Genomic DNA, 16,638 nt, shown 5'->3' on the forward strand with positions numbered 1-16,638 from the left:
CTTATCCCTCCAGTTCAAAGCGGTAATCTTCTACAACCGTATTCGCCAGCAGCTTCTCGCACATTTCTTTCAGACGCGCCTCTGCTTCAGCACGGTCATTCGTGTCCAGCTCAACTTCGAGATACTTGCCGATGCGTACTTTGCCTACTTCTGCAAAGCCCATGGAATGTAGCGCGCCTTGTACAGCTGTTCCTTGCGGGTCCAAAACGTTTTCCTTGATCGTGACGTAGACGGTTGCCTTCATAATTGCCTCCTGGATATGGTTATATTTTGGATAAGTATTCGTATGGCTTGGGGTTCGACGGCGGCCTTGTGCGTGTTGCATGATTCGTGCTCTGCGCGTCGGTGTATTTAAGTTGTTGAAACATACTTATTAGAAAGTAAGATTCAGCTTCGAAAAGATGCATTTCGAAATGCATTGCGCACGCCGACAAGTGCTCTGGCAGTGCTTGCAAGCCATGTTTTGTGGCTTAGAGTGCCTTCCGCGCGGCTAGCGCAGCCCCTAAGCCGACTTTCTCGGCTTACAGCGCCTCTCGCGCGGCCTGCTCAGCCTGCATGCCGACTTTCTCGGCTTACGGCGCCTCTCGCGCGGCTAGCGCAGCTTCTAAGCCGACTTTCTCGGCTTACAGCGCCTCTCGCGCGGCCTGCTCAGCCTGCAAGCCGACTTTCTCGGCTTACAGCGCCTCTCGCGCGGCTAGCGCAGCCTGTAAGCCGACTTTCTCGGCTTACGGCGCCTCTCGCGCGGCTAGCGCAGCCTGCATGCCGACTTTCTCGGCTTACAGCGCCTCTCGCGCGGCTAGCGCAGCCTGCATGCCGACTTTCTCGGCTTACAGTGCCTCTCGCGCGGCTAGCGCAGCCTGCATGCCGACTTTCTCGGCTTACAGCGCCTCTCGCGCGGCTAGCGCAGCCTGCATGCCGACTTTCGCGGCTTACAGTGCCTCTCGCGCGGCTAGCGCAGCCTGCATGCCGACTTTCTCGGCTTACAGCGCCTCCCGCGCGGCTAGCGCAGCTTCTAAGCCGGCTTTCTCGGCTTACAGCGCCTCTCGCGCGGCTAGCGCAGCTTGCCGCCACGCCGCTGGCGCTCGCTCCTACAGCTCGCCGCCGGTCAGGCGGCGGTAAATCTCGCGGTAGCGGGCGGTCGTCGCGATGACGACCGTGGACGGCAGCGGGTCCGGCATGCTGTTGCGGTCCCAATTGGAGCCGAGCAGGTACGTGCGGACCGGCTCCTTGTCCATGCTGTCGATCTCCACGTCGTAAGCGTAATTCCCCTCGGACCAGAAGCGCGAGGAGTCCGGTGTGAAGATCTCGTCAATCAGAATAACTTTGCCATCGATAAGTCCGAATTCGAATTTGCAATCCGCAAGAATAATGCCGCGTTCCTTGCAATACTCATGCGCGAAGCGGTACAGCTCCAGGCTCCGGTCGCGAAGCTCTGCGGCCAGCTCGGCTCCGACCAGCTCGCTCATCCGCTCGAACGGGATGTCTTCGTCGTGGCCGACGTCGTTCTTGGCGGCCGGCGTGAAGATCGGCTCCGGGAAACGCTCGTTTTTGCGGAGGCCCTCCGGCAGCTCAATGCCGTTGATAGCCGAAGTCGCCTCATACTGCCTCCAGCCGCCGCCCGTAATGTAACCGCGCACGACGCATTCGATATCGATGCGCTCAGCCTTGCGCGTCACCATGATCCGGTTCTTCAGCAGCTCCGGCTCGGTGATGATGTCGCCGAGCAGCGCCACATCCGTATGCACCACGTGGTTCGGCTGCATCTCCTTCGTGACGTCGAACCAGAAAGCGGACAGACGGTTAAGCACGTTCCCCTTATCCGGCACCGCCGGCTCCAGCACATAATCGAATGCCGAGATCCGGTCGGTTACGACGATCAGGAAATGCTCTCCCAGATCGTACAGCTCGCGCACCTTGCCTTTGTAGACAAGCGGCGCTTTCACATAATCTACTGCGGTGGACAAAGCTTGTGATTGAACAGCCATGAACGACAACTCCCCCTTAGTTCAAGCCCAAACGTGCAAATATCGTATCGACATGCTTCAGATGCCATGCCGGGTTAAAGCAATCGTCAATCTCCTCGGCGCTAAGCACCGATGTAATCTCAGGCGTTTCTTCGATGATGGAGCGGAACTGGCGCTGCTCCTCCCAAGCCTGCATCGCGCGCGGCTGAACGGTATCGTAGGCCTGCTCGCGGCTGAAGCCCTTGTCGATCAGCTTCGTCAGTACGCGGCCGGAGAATGGCACGCCATACGTTGCGCTCATGTTGCGTTTCATATTTTCCGGGAAAACGGTCAAATTATTAATAATGTTGCCCAGACGGTTCAGCATGTAGTTCAGCAGCATCGTGGAATCCGGCAGAATGACGCGCTCAGCGGACGAATGGCTGATGTCGCGCTCATGCCACAGCGGCACGTTCTCGTATGCCGTCAGCATATGGCCGCGAATGACGCGGGACAGGCCGGACATGTTCTCTGCGCCGATCGGATTGCGTTTGTGCGGCATTGCGGACGAACCCTTCTGCCCCTTCGCGAACGGCTCCTCCACCTCGCGGAATTCGCTCTTCTGCAAAGCGCGGATCTCGGTAGCGAATTTGTCCAGCGATGTTGCGATCAATGCGATTGTCGCCATGTATTCAGCATGACGGTCGCGCTGCAATGTCTGTGTCGAGATCGGAGCCGCAGTGATGCCGAGCTTCTGGCATACGAATTGCTCTACGAATGGATCGATATTCGCGTAAGTGCCGACAGCGCCGGACATTTTGCCGAATTGTACGCCATTCGCCGCATGCTTGAAGCGCTCCAGGTTCCGTTTCATTTCTTCATACCACAGCGCCATCTTGAGGCCAAATGTCGTCGGCTCGGCATGAACGCCATGCGTACGTCCCATCATCGGGGTATCCTTATACTGGATCGCCTTCTCGCGAAGGATCGAGACGAAGCGCTCGATGTCAGCCAGCAAAATCTCGTTCGCCTGGCGCAGCAGGTATCCCATTGCCGTGTCGACAACGTCAGTCGAAGTCAGGCCGTAGTGCACCCATTTGCGCTCCGGTCCTACAGTCTCCGATACGGCGCGGGTGAACGCGATCACGTCGTGGCGGGTCTCTTGCTCAATCTCATAGATGCGGTCGATATCGAAGCTAGCGGATTCCCGCAGCGCTTCTACGTCTTCCTTCGGAATAATGCCAAGCTCCGCCCAAGCTTCGCATGCGCATAGCTCAACTTCCAGCCAAGCCTTGAATTTGTTCTCCTCCGTCCAGATGGCTCTCATTTCCGGTCTGCTGTAACGCTCTAACATGAACCTTCACACCTTCCAAATCTTAGTTTCGTTTATCCAATCAAGCGCCGCTTCCGCCGATTCAGCAAGCACATTCACATGCCCCATCTTCCGTTTGTACACGGCGTCTTTTTTTCCGTACAAATGCACCTTCGGCGCAACATTCAGCCGCTCTGCCGCTTCGTCCTTCACAGCCAGCCTATCAAGCAGCGGCTCTACATGCTGGCCCAGCACGTTCACCATGACGACCGGAGTCAGCAGCGCCGTGTCGCCAAGGGGCAGTCCGCATACGGCGCGGATATGCTGCTCGAACTGCGAGGTGCGGCATGCCTCCATCGTATAATGGCCGCTGTTATGCGGGCGCGGCGCAAGCTCGTTCACATAGAGCTCGCCGTCGCGAGTAACGAACATCTCGACCGCGATCAGGCCAACGACGCCAAGCCCTTCGGCCAGCCTGACGGCAAGTCGCTCTGCCTCGCGAAGCACCCTGTCCTCCAGACGTGCAGGCACAATCGACAGGTGCAAAATATTTTCCACATGTATATTTTCCGCAGGCGGGAAAGCTTTTATTTCACCATTGGCGCTGCGGGCGGCAATGACCGAAATCTCCATCGCAAAGTCGATGAATTGCTCCAGCACCAGCTGAGTGCCCGCCTTCGACAACGTCGCGAACGCTTCATCCGTCTCCGACAGATCGCGGATGACCCACTGGCCCTTGCCGTCGTAGCCGCCAGTCGCTGTCTTCAGCACGCATGGCGTCCCGAATCGCTCTGCCACCTCGCGGAGCTCTGCGGCGCTGCGAATCTCGCTGTAAGGCGCTACGCGAACTCCCGCCGCCTCAATCGCGTGCTTCTCGCGCAGACGGTGCTGCGTCGTATAGAGCAGCTCGCTGCCTTGCGGCACGTACGATTCCGACATCAGCATAGCCGCCACATCGGCGTCTACATTCTCGAACTCGTAGGTGATGACATCCGAGCGGGCTGCCAGCTTGCGGGCTGCTTCGCGGTCGTCGTATGCGGCTACGATCTGCTCCGCAACTTGTCCCATCGGCGAGTCCGGCGTGGGATCAAGCGCTACGAACCGGTAGCCCATCGCGCTGCCTGCATTCGCCAGCATGCGTCCCAGTTGTCCGCCGCCCAGAATGCCGACGGTCGCACCGGGAAGAATGGCTTTCGCCTTATTCGTTCCTTGGGTCATAGAGTCTCACTGCTTTCCAGCACTTCCGCCTTGATCCGGTCGCGGCGCGCCTGCACGCGGGCTTGAATGTCTGGATCGAATGCGCCCATGATCTGGGCAGCCAGCAGGCCTGCGTTCGTGCCGCCCGCATTGCCGATGGCAACGGTCGCTACCGGAATGCCGCCTGGCATCTGCACGATCGACAGCAAGGAATCCAGTCCGTTCAAATTCGAAGACTTCACGGGAACGCCAATAACCGGCAAAGCCGTTTTTGATGCGACCATGCCGGGCAGATGTGCGGCGCCGCCTGCTCCTGCGATAATGACTTTAAGTCCGCGTTCTGCGGCAGTTTCCGCGTATTCGAACATCAGGTCCGGCGTGCGATGCGCCGAAACGACCTTTTTCTCATACGGAATATTCAGTTCCTCCAGAACGTCGCAGGCTAGTTTCATTGTGTCCCAATCCGACTTGCTGCCCATGATGACGCCCACCTTAGCAGACATGTGTTCAAACCCACTTTCTTATCCAGATTATAGTTTTATAAGCAAATAAAAAAGACCCGCAGCAATCTTCAAATGCGATATGCCAAGGACCTCTCGAGGAAGCATTCCGCCAGGGGAAGCTTCAAAATGAATAATGCTGCATAAGCGGCGCTTGCATCCATTAGAGACAATACAAGGCTGCTCTTGATGGAGCAACCCTACATCCAGTAACGGACTTAAGCGCGTCGGCAAACTCGCAAGCATGCTCTGCAAGTGCAGATGCACGAATCGGTTGCCTCCACTTTCTATACAGCTATTCATACTCGTAGTCCAGAAATCATAGGTTCCGGGTAGAGACATTCGGGCCTACCCCGAATATATACGAGAATGCTTTATGGGATGGGCGGCATGCTCCGCCTCAAGCCTATTCTAGTTTATCGAATCGCCACTGGCATGTCAATAAAATACGAACATTAAAACATCTTTAATTGCGAAAGTTCGTTTTTTAGTCTTATTCGGGCACGGATAACTGTTATCTGTTGCCAATTGCCGTGCCAGCTTGCCCAAAAGGGCTCTTTTCCATCTTCTATGACTACAAGCCTATAACGATGAATATAGATGAAGGTAGAGAGTACATAGTGGGAGGGTAAAGCATGCAAATCCATACGGTCAAAAAAGGAGATTCGCTGTGGGAGCTGTCGCAAAAGTATGGCGTGCCGCTGGAGCATATCTATGCCGCCAACAGCTTCACGGCGCAAAGCCCGCTTGTCATCGGCCAGGCCGTCATCATTCCATCCCCGGGAGACGGACTTACCCATAAAGTGCTGGCGGGCGAGTCGTTGTGGAAAATCGGACAACGGTACGGTGTGTCGATTGCGCAGCTTGTGGAAGCCAACGGGCTGACGAATCCCGCCATGATTATGCCCGGTCAGTTGCTTACGATTCCGAAGGCGGCCAAGCCGGTCATTGAAGTGAATGCTTATACGGAGAAGCTGGGCGCGAACGGCATTGAGATTGTAGGCGAGATCGGCGACTACTTGACCTATCTCAGCCCGTTCAGCTACCGGGTGCAGATGAACGGCTCGCTGACTCCGCTTGACGATTCGGCCATTATTAATGCTGCGTATAGCAAGCGGGTTGCTCCGATGATGGTCATTACCAACTTCGAGAACGGCACCTTCAATCCCGATATCGCCCACTCCGTCCTTGCCGATCCCGGCAACCAGTCTGCCCTGATTGCCAACATAGAAGGCGTTATGCGCGAGAAGGGCTATCTCGCCCTTAATGTCGATTTCGAATATGTGCCGCCTGCGGACCGCGAGCTGTACAACGCATTCCTGGAGCGGCTAGTGGAGACCCTGCATCCTTATAATCTGAAAGTATCCACCGCGCTCGCGCCAAAACTATCCGCTGAACAGACGGGTACGCTATACGAGGCCCATGATTACGCTGCACATGGACGAATTGTAGATTTCGTCATTCTCATGACTTATGAATGGGGATGGTCGGGCGGCCCGCCTAGAGCGGTTGCCCCCCTCAATGAAGTGGTGAAGGTGCTGAACTTCGCGCTTTCTGTCATGCCCTCCGACAAAATCGTCATGGGCATGCCTCTATACGGCTACGACTGGACGCTGCCTTATGTGCAAGGCGGCCGATGGGCGCCGACAGTCAGCCCATATGAAGCTGTCAACCGCGCAGCCAAATATGGCGCCGAGATACGTTATGACGAGGAAGCGCAGTCCCCTTATTATCATTATTACGACGAAGAAGGCAAGGAGCATATCGTCTGGTATGAGGATGCCCGCAGCGTGCAAGCGAAATTCGATATTGTGAAAGCGTTCAAGCTGCGCGGCGTAAGCTACTGGGTGCTTGGGGTCAACTTCCCGCAGAACTGGTTCGTCCTTGGCGAAAATTTCACAATCAAAAAGCTGGTTTAATTCAGTTCCCCCACATATAAAAAGGGCCGCGGCTTGGTCAGCCGTCGGCCCTTCTATGTCCCTATACGCGTGTTACCGTATAGCCCTTCTGCTCAAGCAGCGTGACAAGTCCATGCTCGCCAGCCATATGAAGCGCTCCAACGACGACAAAATAAGTTTCACTCTTGCCGCCTTTCAGGAATGCGTCAATCTTCTCCGCCATCAGCACGTTGCGGTCCTGCAGCATCGCTTTGTAGTATTCCGCATCGCTCTTCTGAGTCTGAACGGCCATTGCAGTAAGCATGTCCAGATCGCCTTCAATCCACATATCGGACAAATCTGCTACCGGCTCATCTTCAATGTAGAATCCAGCAATTGAGCCTAGCAGCATTTCCTCTTGAATGCGATCCGAGAAATTGTTGAACATGTTCAACTGGGATTCCGATGACTCGAGACCGATGACTGGAAGCTTGGACTTCGCAGCCAAATCCATGAAGTATTGGTCGATGCCCAGCTCTGACTTGAATTCACTCTCATCCCGTCTAAGGTCGTCAAGCATCAAGGAAGCGAACCAAGGCTTGACTTGATCGAGAGAATCGGAAGGCAATTCATACGCTGTCAAAATATCGACCACATATTCATAGGTTTCCGCAGAGACATGATTCCGCAGCGTTGTGCCGTCTTTGTAGGTAATAATGCTTCTTATAAACTCGCTGATATCGCCTTCCGAAGCAAAGTCGATCTCCACGGCCAAATGATCCGATTCCATGAATGCATCCATAATTTCATCCCGCAGCGGATACATCGCTTCGTTCGCCACATGGATCGAGCCCAGCATGTAGACCGTATTGCCGTCCTTCTCGACTTTCCACATGAAGCCGCGGCTTTCCTGGACGGTATCGATATAGATGGAGCGCTCTGCATCGTTCCATTCAATCTCATAGCCAGTCGCTTCTACAATGAAGCGGAGCGGCACATATGTAGCTTTATTCTGAATCTTTGGCGCTACGGCCAACTGCTCAGGCTTGTTGTTCACATAGGCCGTTGCATGATCGATTTGCAGGGTAATGGTTGCTGCATTTCGAGGATTAGTGCTAATTGCCGTTACAACGCGGCTTTTTTCATTCCAGTCAATCTTGAAGCTTAGCTTCTCCAGAAGCATTCTGACCGGAACAAGCGTGGTGCCCTTCTCTACAATCGGCGCATTGGAGCCGAACTGCACTTGCTCGCCGTCCACCCAGATGGATAACGGCTTCGAAGCGGCCTCAGCGCCCGTCGCAAAGCTGAGTGCCATAACGAGGGCAATAAGGAGACTTAAAATCTTTTTCATTTTTTAATGCCTACTTTCTCTGCCAATAGGATAATAGTCTTGCTCCAAAAGTAGCAATACCACATTTAACAATACGTGGAAATCCGATAGAAAGATAGCTATAGTTTTGTATAGGTGCACGCACCAAAAAAGAGCTCCGCACACGGCGGAGCCCTTCATCTTGCCAGCCATATATATGCAGGTTACCCCTGCAGCCAAATCGTCTTCTCCGATATCGGCGTCCGCTTCGGCTCCGGCGGGGTCATGTCGGGATAGCCCAGAAAGATGAACGCGACAAGCTCTTCATCCTCGCGAAGCTCGAGTGCTTCCTTCATGCGCGGATCGAACATCGGCGCGCCCGAACGCCAGATTGCGCCGAGCCCATAGGCATGCGCTGCCAGCAGAAGGTTTTGCACGGCAACCTGTGCCGCGGCAAGCTCTTCCTCGCGTACAGCTCTCGGATCGTCTGCGGGTGAACAGATCGCCGCAATGACGACAGGCGAGCGGTATGCCTTGAGGCGCTCCTTGCGCAGCCGCTCTTCCAGTTCCTCGCCTTTAAGCTCAGGAGCATTCGCTGCCCCGATTTTGGCGTAACCCTCTCCCAGCTTCGATCTGCCTTCTCCCGTCATGACGACAAAGCGCCATGGCTGCGTATTGTGATGGCTCGGCGCCCACGACGCCGCTTCCAGCACTGCTTCAAGAATTTCACGTTCTACCGCGTCAGGCTTCAAGCGGCCAATGGAACGGCGGCCGCGAATAGCATCCAGCACGCCGACCTCATTCGCCTTTGCATGAAGCTCTGTCAAACGAATAGACATTCCCCAACTCTCCCTTTTTACTCAATTTACTCAAATAGCGAACGATATTGTCCGTAGCCTTCTTCCTCCAGCTTATCCTTCGGCACAAATCTTAACGAAGCGGAGTTGATGCAATAACGCAGTCCCGTCGGCTCCGGTCCGTCATCGAACACATGGCCCAGATGGGAGTCCCCCTCCTGGCTTCTAACCTCTACCCTGACCATAAAATGGCTCGTATCCGTATGCTCCGTCACAGCCGACTTCTGCAGCGGCTTCGTAAAGCTCGGCCAGCCGCAGCCCGCGTCATACTTGTCCTGCGAGCTGAACAGCGGCTCGCCCGATACGATATCGACATAGATGCCTTCTTCCGTATGGTCCCAATACTCGCCGGTGAACGGGCGCTCGGTCCCGCTGTTCTGCGTGACCTCGTATTGGATCGGCGTCAGCTTCTTCTTCAGCTCTTCCTGGTCCTTCTTCATCGTCCAGTTGCTTGCGATAAAAGCGTCGCGGCCGGAGCCTTTGCGGTACATTTTGTAGCGGTACGGATTTTTCTTATGGTAGTCCTGATGATAATCTTCAGCGGGATAGAACGCTCCGGCAGGCTCGATCTCCGTCACGATCGGCTTGTCAAAGCGGCCGCTGGCCCCGAGCTCCGCCTTGGACGCTTCCGCCTGCTGGCGCTGCTCCTCCGTATAATAGTAGATTCCCGATCGGTATGAGGAGCCCCGGTCGTGGAATTGGCCTCCGGCGTCCGTCGGATCGATCTGGCGCCAGAAGATGTCGAGCAGCCGCTCGTATGAGAACAGGGAAGGATCGTAAGCGATTTGCACGGCTTCCGTATGTCCCGTCGTGTCGGAGCATACTTCCTCGTAGGTCGGATTAACGGTATGTCCGCCCGTATAACCCGATACGACGGATAGAATACCCGGCATTTCCTCGAACGGCGTAACCATGCACCAGAAGCATCCTCCCGCGAACATGGCCAACTCTTTATTCTGTTGTCCCATGAGGATCATCCTTTCCAAATTGGCGTAACTTCCTAACTCCTATATTATACATCACGAACACGTGTCCGACAAAAAAGCGTCCGGCAGCCAGCCAATAATTGTATGCCGCAAACTTGGCGGATAATGGGGACAAGCCACTCTGCCGTTTGTTACAATAGGATGACAATCGCAACTTTTATGCCGCTTCTTGAGTTAAAAGTATAGACGGACAAGCCGCGACTGTACCATCCCTGCAAGCAGCGGCCGCATTTCGCACAGGACATCCCCCTTTTCACGTTCGTTCATCCCATTGCACAAGGCCAGATTCGACAGATTAAAGAGGTGAATGAACACAATGAATGATATGCATGCAGAGCACGCATCCACAAGCCGCAAGGAGACAGGCACGCGCAAGAAGAAGAGCAACGCCGCGTTCCTCGTATTCATCGGCATATGGATTCTATTAATCGGAGGCGGCCTGCTGGGCGCCAAGCTCTATACCGATAAGATGCAGCGCGATATGACAGCCGATATCCAGCGCCAGACTTCCGCCCAGATCGCCGATATGCAGAAGGCATACGACGGCCGCTTGGCCGCAATGGAGTCTACGTATGCTGGCGAGATTACGCTGCTCAAAGAAAAGATAGATGCGCTTAACGAGCTTCTGACCTTCACGAAAGACAATGCCGACACCAAAACGGACAACAGCAACAAGCTGTATACGCAGCTCAATGAAGTGAAGAAACAGTTGAACGAACTGAAAAAAAGCTTGGATGTCCTCAAATGAACATAACCGTAAAAACATTGAACCGTACGGCGCTGCTGGCGCTCTCCCCGTTTGTCGGCATCATGTTATGGCTGCTGATATCGACTGCTGCAATCGAGCTGTCGCAAGACGTTCCTTCCGATTCGATCTTCGAAGAAGAAGTGTCCGAGAGGATCTACATGACAGAAGCAGCAGCAGGCCTTGACCAGGCAAGAGACACCGCCGTACATACCAGCAAATCGATCAAGACGGAGATTGAGCTGTACAACAAAACCAATGCGGAAATGAATGCAATTGCGAAGACGGCAACCGCTCAGGCCAAACGTCCTCTTCAAATTTACGACAGCAACATCACTGCCAAACTAGGCAAGCCTGCAGCCACCATCAACACCGACAAGCTGAGAGCCCAGCTCTTCTACTTGAAGAACGACAGCTTCCGAAGCTACGCGGTTAAGATTCAGCTGAAATCGGATGACGCCATGAAGATGGTCATGGGCGGCTCGGAGCTCGGGAAATCCATGACAACGCTTGAAGCGGTCAAGCAGCACAAAGCGGCCGTCGGCGTCAATGCCGGAGGCTTTGCGGATGGCGGGGGCAAGCGATATCCGCTCAGCACCACCGTCATGGATGGCGAATACGTATCCGGCTTCCAAGCTTCCTACTCCGATCTCTTCTTCGTCGGATTGAACGACAAGAACAAGCTGATCGGCGGCAAGTTCACAAGCAAGGAGCAATTGGATGCCAAGAAGCCGAAATTCGGCGCATCCTTCGTCCCGGTCCTTCTGAAGAACGGCGCAGCGCAGCAAATTCCGGCCAAGTGGCAGACCAGTCCTAAGCGGGCGCCTAGGACGGTTATCGCCAATTACAAGGATGACCAGCTGCTCTTGCTCGTCACCGACGGGTACAACGAAGCCGGAAGCTCCGGCGCCACGCTGGCGGAATTGCAGACGCTGCTTCGCGGATACGGCGCCATCGATGCCTATAATCTCGACGGCGGCGGCTCTTCCTCGCTCATCTTCAACGGCAAAGTGATCAACAAACCGTCGGACGGCAATCTGCGCAAGCTGCCGACGCATTTCTTATTCTTCAAATAATAGAAGGGCGGACGCCTTACCCCGGAGAGAATCGATATTCTCTCTGGGAGGGGCAGTCCGCCCTTATTTATTGCCATACAGCTTCAGACCGATTATCGTCCGAAGCTGATCCATATCAAGCTCCGATTCCAGCTTTAGCTCCTCCGCCTCCTGAAGCGTCACCGGATAAAAGCGTATGCAATCTCCCGGCTTCAGCTGGGCGAATACCGGAATGTCGACCGAGGCCACTTGTCCGATGCGGGGATATCCGCCTGTCGTCTGCCGCTCAGCCAGCAATACGATCGGGTTCCCGTCTGGAGGCAGCTGAATCGTGCCATGGACGACAGGCTCAGAGATCAGCTCCGGCATGCCTTCAATCAGCTTCAGGCTGACATCGCTATGGAGACGGTAACCCATCCGGTCTGAGGATGGAGCGATGCGGAACACCCTCTCGTACAAGCCGCGCTGCGCTTCCGCTGTCATGCGATGCTGATGCTCGCCCGGCATGATCCGGACGGCATGCACCTCTCTAGGCGCAACCGCGAAGCCTCCGGCATGCCATAACGGCCACTTGAGCCCCCCCGATGGCGATGTCACAAGCTTGTCGATGGCGATGGTTCTTCCCGTTATAGGCTTCGCCTCCAGAACATCCCCCGCACGCAGCGTCCTGCCATCCAGTCCGCCGATGCCCCCGCGCAAATACGTGCTGCTGCTGCCCATGCTTATATCCCCTTCGAGTCCTCCAGCAACCGCGACATAGGTACGGCAGCCTGTCCGGTAATTGCGGAAAGCAAGATGTGTTCCCTTGGCTATCCATACCGGACGCCATAACGGAATAACCTCTCCCTCCCCGGTCTGCGCCCCCATATCTCCTCCGCATAGGGCAATCCACAGATCCCGCTCCGCCCTCAGCTCCGCGCCAGTCAAGGTAAGCTCCAGCACGGCTTCGGTATCGCGGTTGCCAACCAGCCAATTAGCGGCACGCGCAGCAGGCTCATCCATCGCCCCGCCGATCGCAACCCCATACTTCTGATAGCCGTAGCGGCCAAGATCCTGAATCGTCGCGAACAAACCGGGCTTGATCATCGTCAAGCTCATCAGCGGTCAGCCTCCTCTTTCGCGTTCCCATTCCATGAATTGCCCCGCGTTAATCGCCTCGAACCTCACCTGATCGCCGGCTCTCAGCAAGCTTGGCATCTCCTGCTTCGGCCGGAACAAGGCCAGCGGCGTTCTGCCGATCAACTGCCAGCCGCCGGGCGTTGCCAGCGGATAGACGCCGGTCTGCGCGCCCGCAATGCCGACGCTTCCTGCCGGTATTCCGGTTCGCGGCGTCTTGCGCCGAGGAGCGGCAATGCGCGAAGACATGCCTCCCATATAAGGAAAACCAGGAGCAAAACCAATCATATACACGAGATACAAGCCGCTCGTATGAATGGATATGACCTCTTCCGCAGACAGTCCGCAGTGTTGGGCCACCTCCTGCAAGTCCGGCCCATAATTGCCGCCATAGCAGACGGGTATCGTCACTATACGCTGCTGCCGGCTGTTCTCCTCTTGATCCGGCAACTGGGACAAGAGCGTCTCCAGCCGCGCGCATACCGTGTCGAATACTGCTTCATGCGCCCGCTCCTGCGGAGATCGGCTGCGCCATACCGCAAGCGGATCATAGTGAACGGCAATTGCCGCGAACGACGGCACGCATTCGATCATGCCTTCGAAGCGCCTCGATTCCAGAAGGTGCATCACGGCCATGATCCAGCGATGCAGGCTCTCGTCGATCCCATCTCCCGCACGCATCAGCACGCTTGAATCGCCCAGCGGTACGAACTGAACATTACGCCATTTCTTCATAGAAGCTCCCCCTGTCACATCCGGCCGCCAGGCGCCCCAACCTCTATATTCGCCGCTGCAAGCGCGGACCTTAATGCCATCACATGCTTATACGCATCCGGCGTGTCTCCATGCACACATACGGTATCCGCCTGCAGCGCAACCGGCGTTCCTTGCCTGGATATCACCTCGCCGCTCAGAATCATATCCACTGCCCGGACGGCAGCCGCCTCCGAATCATGAATGACAGCGCCGGGCAGCGAACGGCCCGTCAAGGAGCCGTCTGATTCATAGGAGCGATCCGCGAACACTTCATGAACGCCAATAAGTCCTATTCTCTCAGCTGCGCGTATAAGCGCGCTTCCTGCAAGCCCATACAGCAGCAAGCCGCCATCCACCTTGTACACCGCTTCGGCAATCGCCTCCGCCAGCGCCTCGTTCTGAGCCGCCATATTGTACAACGCGCCATGAGGCTTTACATGTGCCAGACTAGCTCCCTCCGACCGGACAAAGGCTTGCACGGCCCCGAGCTGGTACACCGTCATCTCATAGGCTTCACGCGGGGAAATATCCATCCGCCTTCTCCCGAAGCCCGCCAAATCAGGCAGCCCGGGATGCGCGCCAATGGACGTGCCGCAGCTTATGGCCAGCTTGACCGTGCTTCTGATCGTCCCCGGATCTCCTGCGTGGAAGCCGCAAGCAATGTTGGCCGACGATATATGCCTCATAATGGTCTCGTCTTGTCCCAATGAATAGGCGCCAAAGCTCTCGCCCATATCGCAATTCAGATCTACCCGGCGCATGCTCTCCCAACACTCCGTTCCATCGTTTTCCTTCATTATACCGCATGCCCTCTCTTTGCAGAACAAACTCACTCTGGCAGAACAAACTCACTCTAGTAGAACAAACTCACTCTGACCGAACAAACTCACTCTAGCAAAACAAACTCACTTTGCTGTGATTGAAAGTCACAAGTGTTCGATCCTGATTCTAACCTTCTAACGGAACGGAGAGACTCTATTCTTCGATTTTTATTTGTTTATAACGTCTAACGGAACCAGGATGCCTTATTTGTACCATCCAACCCGTATTTCGGTTCATTAAGGGCAAATAAGGGCTCTCTGTTCCTTTACGTTAGAAAATGGTATAAAAACGGGCAAATAGCGTCTCGTAGTTCCCTTACAGATTTCAAAAATGACTGCCCACGTTTCAGGACCTGCTTCAGGACCCACTTCAGGACCTGTTTCAGCCTACTTTAATCAGGTCTTTGCTGCTTAAAGTTGACTGAAGCAATTTTTTGCCGCTTAAAGCTCATCTTTCGACGAATTTATCCACCGCTTCCGAAATTGCATAATTTCCTGAACAATAAAAAAGAAGCAGCGCCGGCCCAGCGCTGCCTCTTCATTCATTCGATTATTCGCCGCCCATAAAGACGTAACGCGCGATAATAAGGATAGCTAGAATCCACATCAGCACGTGGATTTTGTATTTGCCTTTGCCAGCGATATTCGCTACAGCAGCAAGCAGTACGTAAGATACGATACCGAAGGAAATGCCGTTAGCGATGCTGTATGTGAAAGGCATCATAGCGAATGTCAGGAATGCCGGAATCGCATATACCATGTCGGAGAAGTCAATCTCCTTCACGGATTGCATCATCAGCACGCCAACAATGACAAGAGCTGCTGCCGTAGCTGTACCCGGTACAAGCGCTACAAGCGGCGAGAGGAAGATGGCGAGCAAGAAGCAGATGCCTGTCGTAACAGCAGTCAGACCGGAACGGCCGCCTTGCGCGATGCCTGCGGAGCTCTCGACGAAAGCTGTTACTGTGCTTGTACCAAGAATCGCACCGCCGCCAACGCCGATCGCGTCAACCATCATCGCTTTACCTACGCGTTTTTTGCCTTCTTCAGGATTTTTCATAATGCCTGCACGGTTGGCCGTACCGACAAGCGTACCGAATGTATCGAACAATTCAACGAATGTAAAGGTCAGAATTACGGTAATCAGACCTACTTCCAGAACGCCTGCGAAGTCAAAGTGCCATACGTTCATTGTTGAGAAGTCAGGGATCCATGTCTTGCCGTCAAGTGCTTCGCTAATGTTCACATGACCTGTGATCAAAGCGATAACCGTCGTGCCTAGGATACCGAACAGGATAGCTCCTGGTACGCGAAGTACCATCAGAATCGCGATTAGAGCGATTGCAATGACCGTGAATACCACATTTTCGTTATGGAAGCTGCCCAGCGAGATCAGCGTGTCGCCGTTGTCGAAAGCGATAATTGTCATCAGTCCGCTGTTCTTCAGGCCGATTACGGCGATGAACAAGCCGATACCGACCGTAATCGCATGCTTCAAGCTGTCCGGAACCGCAGTAATCAGCAGCTGGCGAACTTGTGTAACGGTAAGAATGATGAAGATAATACCGGAGATGAAGACGGCCGTCAGACCCATCGCCGGGGAAATCGGAGTATCCGTCGCAGCCGAAGCCAGAATAACGGAAGCAAAGTATGCGTTAAGACCCATGCCTGGCGCAAGAGCGACAGGGAAGTTCACGAACAAGCCCATTGCAATAGTGAAAATACCTGCGGCAAGCGCCGTAGCCAGGAAGACTGCGGTCCAGTCCAGACCTGTCGGCGTCAAGATTGCCGGATTGACAGCCAGAATGTAGGCCATCGTCATGAAAGTCGTCAGCCCCGCCATAATTTCAGTTCTGACATTTGTTCCCAGTTCCTTCAAGCGAAAGAAACGTTCCATTTTGATAAATACCCTCCCAAAATTGTGTTGGAACAAACAAAGAAGCCTAGCTGCAAATGCTGGAATACACGCATTTCGACTAGGCTCTGCAAAAAGGGGAAGCGCCATGCGCAGGGCCGCTGCGATGGGCTTCCACTCTCTTCGTAGCCTGATCATTTACGGTGATCGAGTAGAGACTCTCAAGCCGATTCTTGAGATTATACGAAAAGTTCTATGCATTTGTTATTATTCGTCTCTCATCATAAAAGGGAACCACACTTTTGTCAA

At 54.7% G+C, this 16,638-nt stretch carries 15 protein-coding genes and 2 riboswitches; of the genes, 3 read left to right on the forward strand and 12 right to left on the reverse strand.

What is annotated here, in order from left to right:
- Position 1: 1 nt before the first annotated feature.
- From purS to purE, 5 genes are all read right to left on the reverse strand, one after another.
- Positions 2 to 247 (reverse strand): phosphoribosylformylglycinamidine synthase subunit PurS, encoded by a 246-nt coding sequence (gene purS / locus D3P09_RS09395; protein ID WP_206098834.1) that lies wholly within the window; start codon positions 245 to 247, stop codon positions 2 to 4.
- A gap of 841 nt (positions 248 to 1,088) precedes the next feature.
- A complete protein-coding gene (locus tag D3P09_RS09400) occupies positions 1,089 to 1,985 on the reverse strand; it encodes a phosphoribosylaminoimidazolesuccinocarboxamide synthase (protein WP_120109260.1) in 897 nt (298 codons plus the stop codon).
- A 16-nt stretch (positions 1,986 to 2,001) separates the two neighbouring features.
- Entirely contained in the window at positions 2,002 to 3,297 is a 1,296-nt protein-coding gene (purB, locus tag D3P09_RS09405) for an adenylosuccinate lyase (RefSeq protein WP_120109262.1), read from the reverse strand.
- A 6-nt stretch (positions 3,298 to 3,303) separates the two neighbouring features.
- Entirely contained in the window at positions 3,304 to 4,473 is a 1,170-nt protein-coding gene (gene purK, locus D3P09_RS09410; protein WP_120109264.1) for a 5-(carboxyamino)imidazole ribonucleotide synthase, read from the reverse strand.
- A complete protein-coding gene (gene purE, locus D3P09_RS09415) occupies positions 4,470 to 4,955 on the reverse strand; it encodes a 5-(carboxyamino)imidazole ribonucleotide mutase (RefSeq protein ID WP_120109266.1) in 486 nt (161 codons plus the stop codon). Before purE ends, purK begins: the two co-directional genes overlap by 4 nt.
- Before the next feature lie 285 nt (positions 4,956 to 5,240).
- Positions 5,241 to 5,339, reverse strand: a riboswitch (purine riboswitch).
- A gap of 248 nt (positions 5,340 to 5,587) precedes the next feature.
- Between purE and D3P09_RS09420 the strand changes: the two genes are divergently transcribed.
- Positions 5,588 to 6,871 carry a glycoside hydrolase family 18 protein gene (locus D3P09_RS09420; protein WP_120109267.1) on the forward strand — a complete coding sequence of 428 codons (1,284 nt, stop codon included), beginning with the start codon at positions 5,588 to 5,590 and terminating at the stop codon, positions 6,869 to 6,871.
- A gap of 61 nt (positions 6,872 to 6,932) precedes the next feature.
- Here the strand turns inward: D3P09_RS09420 and D3P09_RS09425 are convergent, their stop codons facing one another.
- The 3 genes from D3P09_RS09425 to msrB all read right to left on the reverse strand — a co-directional run bounded on the left by D3P09_RS09425 (position 6,933) and on the right by msrB (position 9,963).
- A complete protein-coding gene (locus D3P09_RS09425) occupies positions 6,933 to 8,180 on the reverse strand; it encodes a TraB/GumN family protein (RefSeq protein WP_120109269.1) in 1,248 nt (415 codons plus the stop codon).
- Between the two features lie 182 nt (positions 8,181 to 8,362).
- Positions 8,363 to 8,977: a nitroreductase family protein gene (locus D3P09_RS09430; RefSeq protein WP_120109271.1), complete on the reverse strand. Its 615-nt coding sequence runs from the start codon at positions 8,975 to 8,977 to the stop codon at positions 8,363 to 8,365.
- Positions 8,978 to 9,003: 26 nt separating this feature from the next.
- A complete protein-coding gene (gene msrB / locus D3P09_RS09435) occupies positions 9,004 to 9,963 on the reverse strand; it encodes a peptide-methionine (R)-S-oxide reductase MsrB (protein ID WP_120109273.1) in 960 nt (319 codons plus the stop codon).
- Between the two features lie 334 nt (positions 9,964 to 10,297).
- Here msrB and D3P09_RS09440 point away from each other — a divergent pair, with 334 nt between their 5' ends.
- Positions 10,298 to 10,729, forward strand: a complete 432-nt coding sequence (locus tag D3P09_RS09440) for a hypothetical protein (RefSeq protein ID WP_120109275.1) — start codon at positions 10,298 to 10,300, stop codon at positions 10,727 to 10,729.
- Positions 10,726 to 11,802, forward strand: coding sequence for a phosphodiester glycosidase family protein (locus D3P09_RS09445; RefSeq protein WP_120109277.1), 1,077 nt, complete (start codon positions 10,726 to 10,728; stop codon positions 11,800 to 11,802). Before D3P09_RS09440 ends, D3P09_RS09445 begins: the two co-directional genes overlap by 4 nt.
- Positions 11,803 to 11,865: 63 nt before the next feature.
- Here D3P09_RS09445 and D3P09_RS09450 read toward each other — a convergent pair whose 3' ends face one another.
- The 4 genes from D3P09_RS09450 to D3P09_RS09465 all read right to left on the reverse strand — a co-directional run bounded on the left by D3P09_RS09450 (position 11,866) and on the right by D3P09_RS09465 (position 16,371).
- Complete coding sequence (locus D3P09_RS09450; RefSeq protein ID WP_120109279.1) at positions 11,866 to 12,879, reverse strand: 5-oxoprolinase subunit C family protein; 1,014 nt, start codon at positions 12,877 to 12,879, stop codon at positions 11,866 to 11,868.
- Positions 12,880 to 12,885: 6 nt separating this feature from the next.
- A complete protein-coding gene (pxpB, locus tag D3P09_RS09455; protein WP_120109281.1) occupies positions 12,886 to 13,632 on the reverse strand; it encodes a 5-oxoprolinase subunit PxpB in 747 nt (248 codons plus the stop codon).
- Between the two features lie 14 nt (positions 13,633 to 13,646).
- Complete coding sequence (locus D3P09_RS09460) at positions 13,647 to 14,414, reverse strand: LamB/YcsF family protein (protein ID WP_120110678.1); 768 nt, start codon at positions 14,412 to 14,414, stop codon at positions 13,647 to 13,649.
- 610 nt (positions 14,415 to 15,024) lie between these two features.
- Positions 15,025 to 16,371 carry an NCS2 family permease gene (locus D3P09_RS09465; RefSeq protein ID WP_120109283.1) on the reverse strand — a complete coding sequence of 449 codons (1,347 nt, stop codon included), beginning with the start codon at positions 16,369 to 16,371 and terminating at the stop codon, positions 15,025 to 15,027.
- A 124-nt stretch (positions 16,372 to 16,495) separates the two neighbouring features.
- Positions 16,496 to 16,596, reverse strand: a riboswitch (purine riboswitch).
- Between the last annotated feature and the right edge of the window lie 42 nt (positions 16,597 to 16,638).

This window comes from Paenibacillus pinisoli, assembly GCF_003605435.1.
Classification (GTDB): Bacteria; Bacillota; Bacilli; order Paenibacillales; family Paenibacillaceae; genus Pristimantibacillus; species Pristimantibacillus pinisoli.

What these genes read in the sequence shown, in the direction of transcription:
- D3P09_RS09400 (WP_120109260.1), bottom strand. Translation starts at nt 1,985, where the DNA reads ATGGCTGTTCAATCACAAGCTTTGTCCACCGCAGTAGATTATGTGAAA.
- purB (WP_120109262.1), bottom strand. Translation starts at nt 3,297, where the DNA reads ATGTTAGAGCGTTACAGCAGACCGGAAATGAGAGCCATCTGGACGGAG.
- purK (WP_120109264.1), bottom strand. Translation starts at nt 4,473, where the DNA reads ATGACCCAAGGAACGAATAAGGCGAAAGCCATTCTTCCCGGTGCGACC.
- purE (WP_120109266.1), bottom strand. Translation starts at nt 4,955, where the DNA reads ATGTCTGCTAAGGTGGGCGTCATCATGGGCAGCAAGTCGGATTGGGAC.
- D3P09_RS09420 (WP_120109267.1), top strand. Translation starts at nt 5,588, where the DNA reads ATGCAAATCCATACGGTCAAAAAAGGAGATTCGCTGTGGGAGCTGTCG.
- D3P09_RS09425 (WP_120109269.1), bottom strand. Translation starts at nt 8,180, where the DNA reads ATGAAAAAGATTTTAAGTCTCCTTATTGCCCTCGTTATGGCACTCAGC.
- D3P09_RS09430 (WP_120109271.1), bottom strand. Translation starts at nt 8,977, where the DNA reads ATGTCTATTCGTTTGACAGAGCTTCATGCAAAGGCGAATGAGGTCGGC.
- msrB (WP_120109273.1), bottom strand. Translation starts at nt 9,963, where the DNA reads ATGGGACAACAGAATAAAGAGTTGGCCATGTTCGCGGGAGGATGCTTC.
- D3P09_RS09440 (WP_120109275.1), top strand. Translation starts at nt 10,298, where the DNA reads ATGAATGATATGCATGCAGAGCACGCATCCACAAGCCGCAAGGAGACA.
- D3P09_RS09445 (WP_120109277.1), top strand. Translation starts at nt 10,726, where the DNA reads ATGAACATAACCGTAAAAACATTGAACCGTACGGCGCTGCTGGCGCTC.
- D3P09_RS09450 (WP_120109279.1), bottom strand. Translation starts at nt 12,879, where the DNA reads ATGAGCTTGACGATGATCAAGCCCGGTTTGTTCGCGACGATTCAGGAT.
- pxpB (WP_120109281.1), bottom strand. Translation starts at nt 13,632, where the DNA reads ATGAAGAAATGGCGTAATGTTCAGTTCGTACCGCTGGGCGATTCAAGC.
- D3P09_RS09460 (WP_120110678.1), bottom strand. Translation starts at nt 14,414, where the DNA reads ATGCGCCGGGTAGATCTGAATTGCGATATGGGCGAGAGCTTTGGCGCC.
- D3P09_RS09465 (WP_120109283.1), bottom strand. Translation starts at nt 16,371, where the DNA reads ATGGAACGTTTCTTTCGCTTGAAGGAACTGGGAACAAATGTCAGAACT.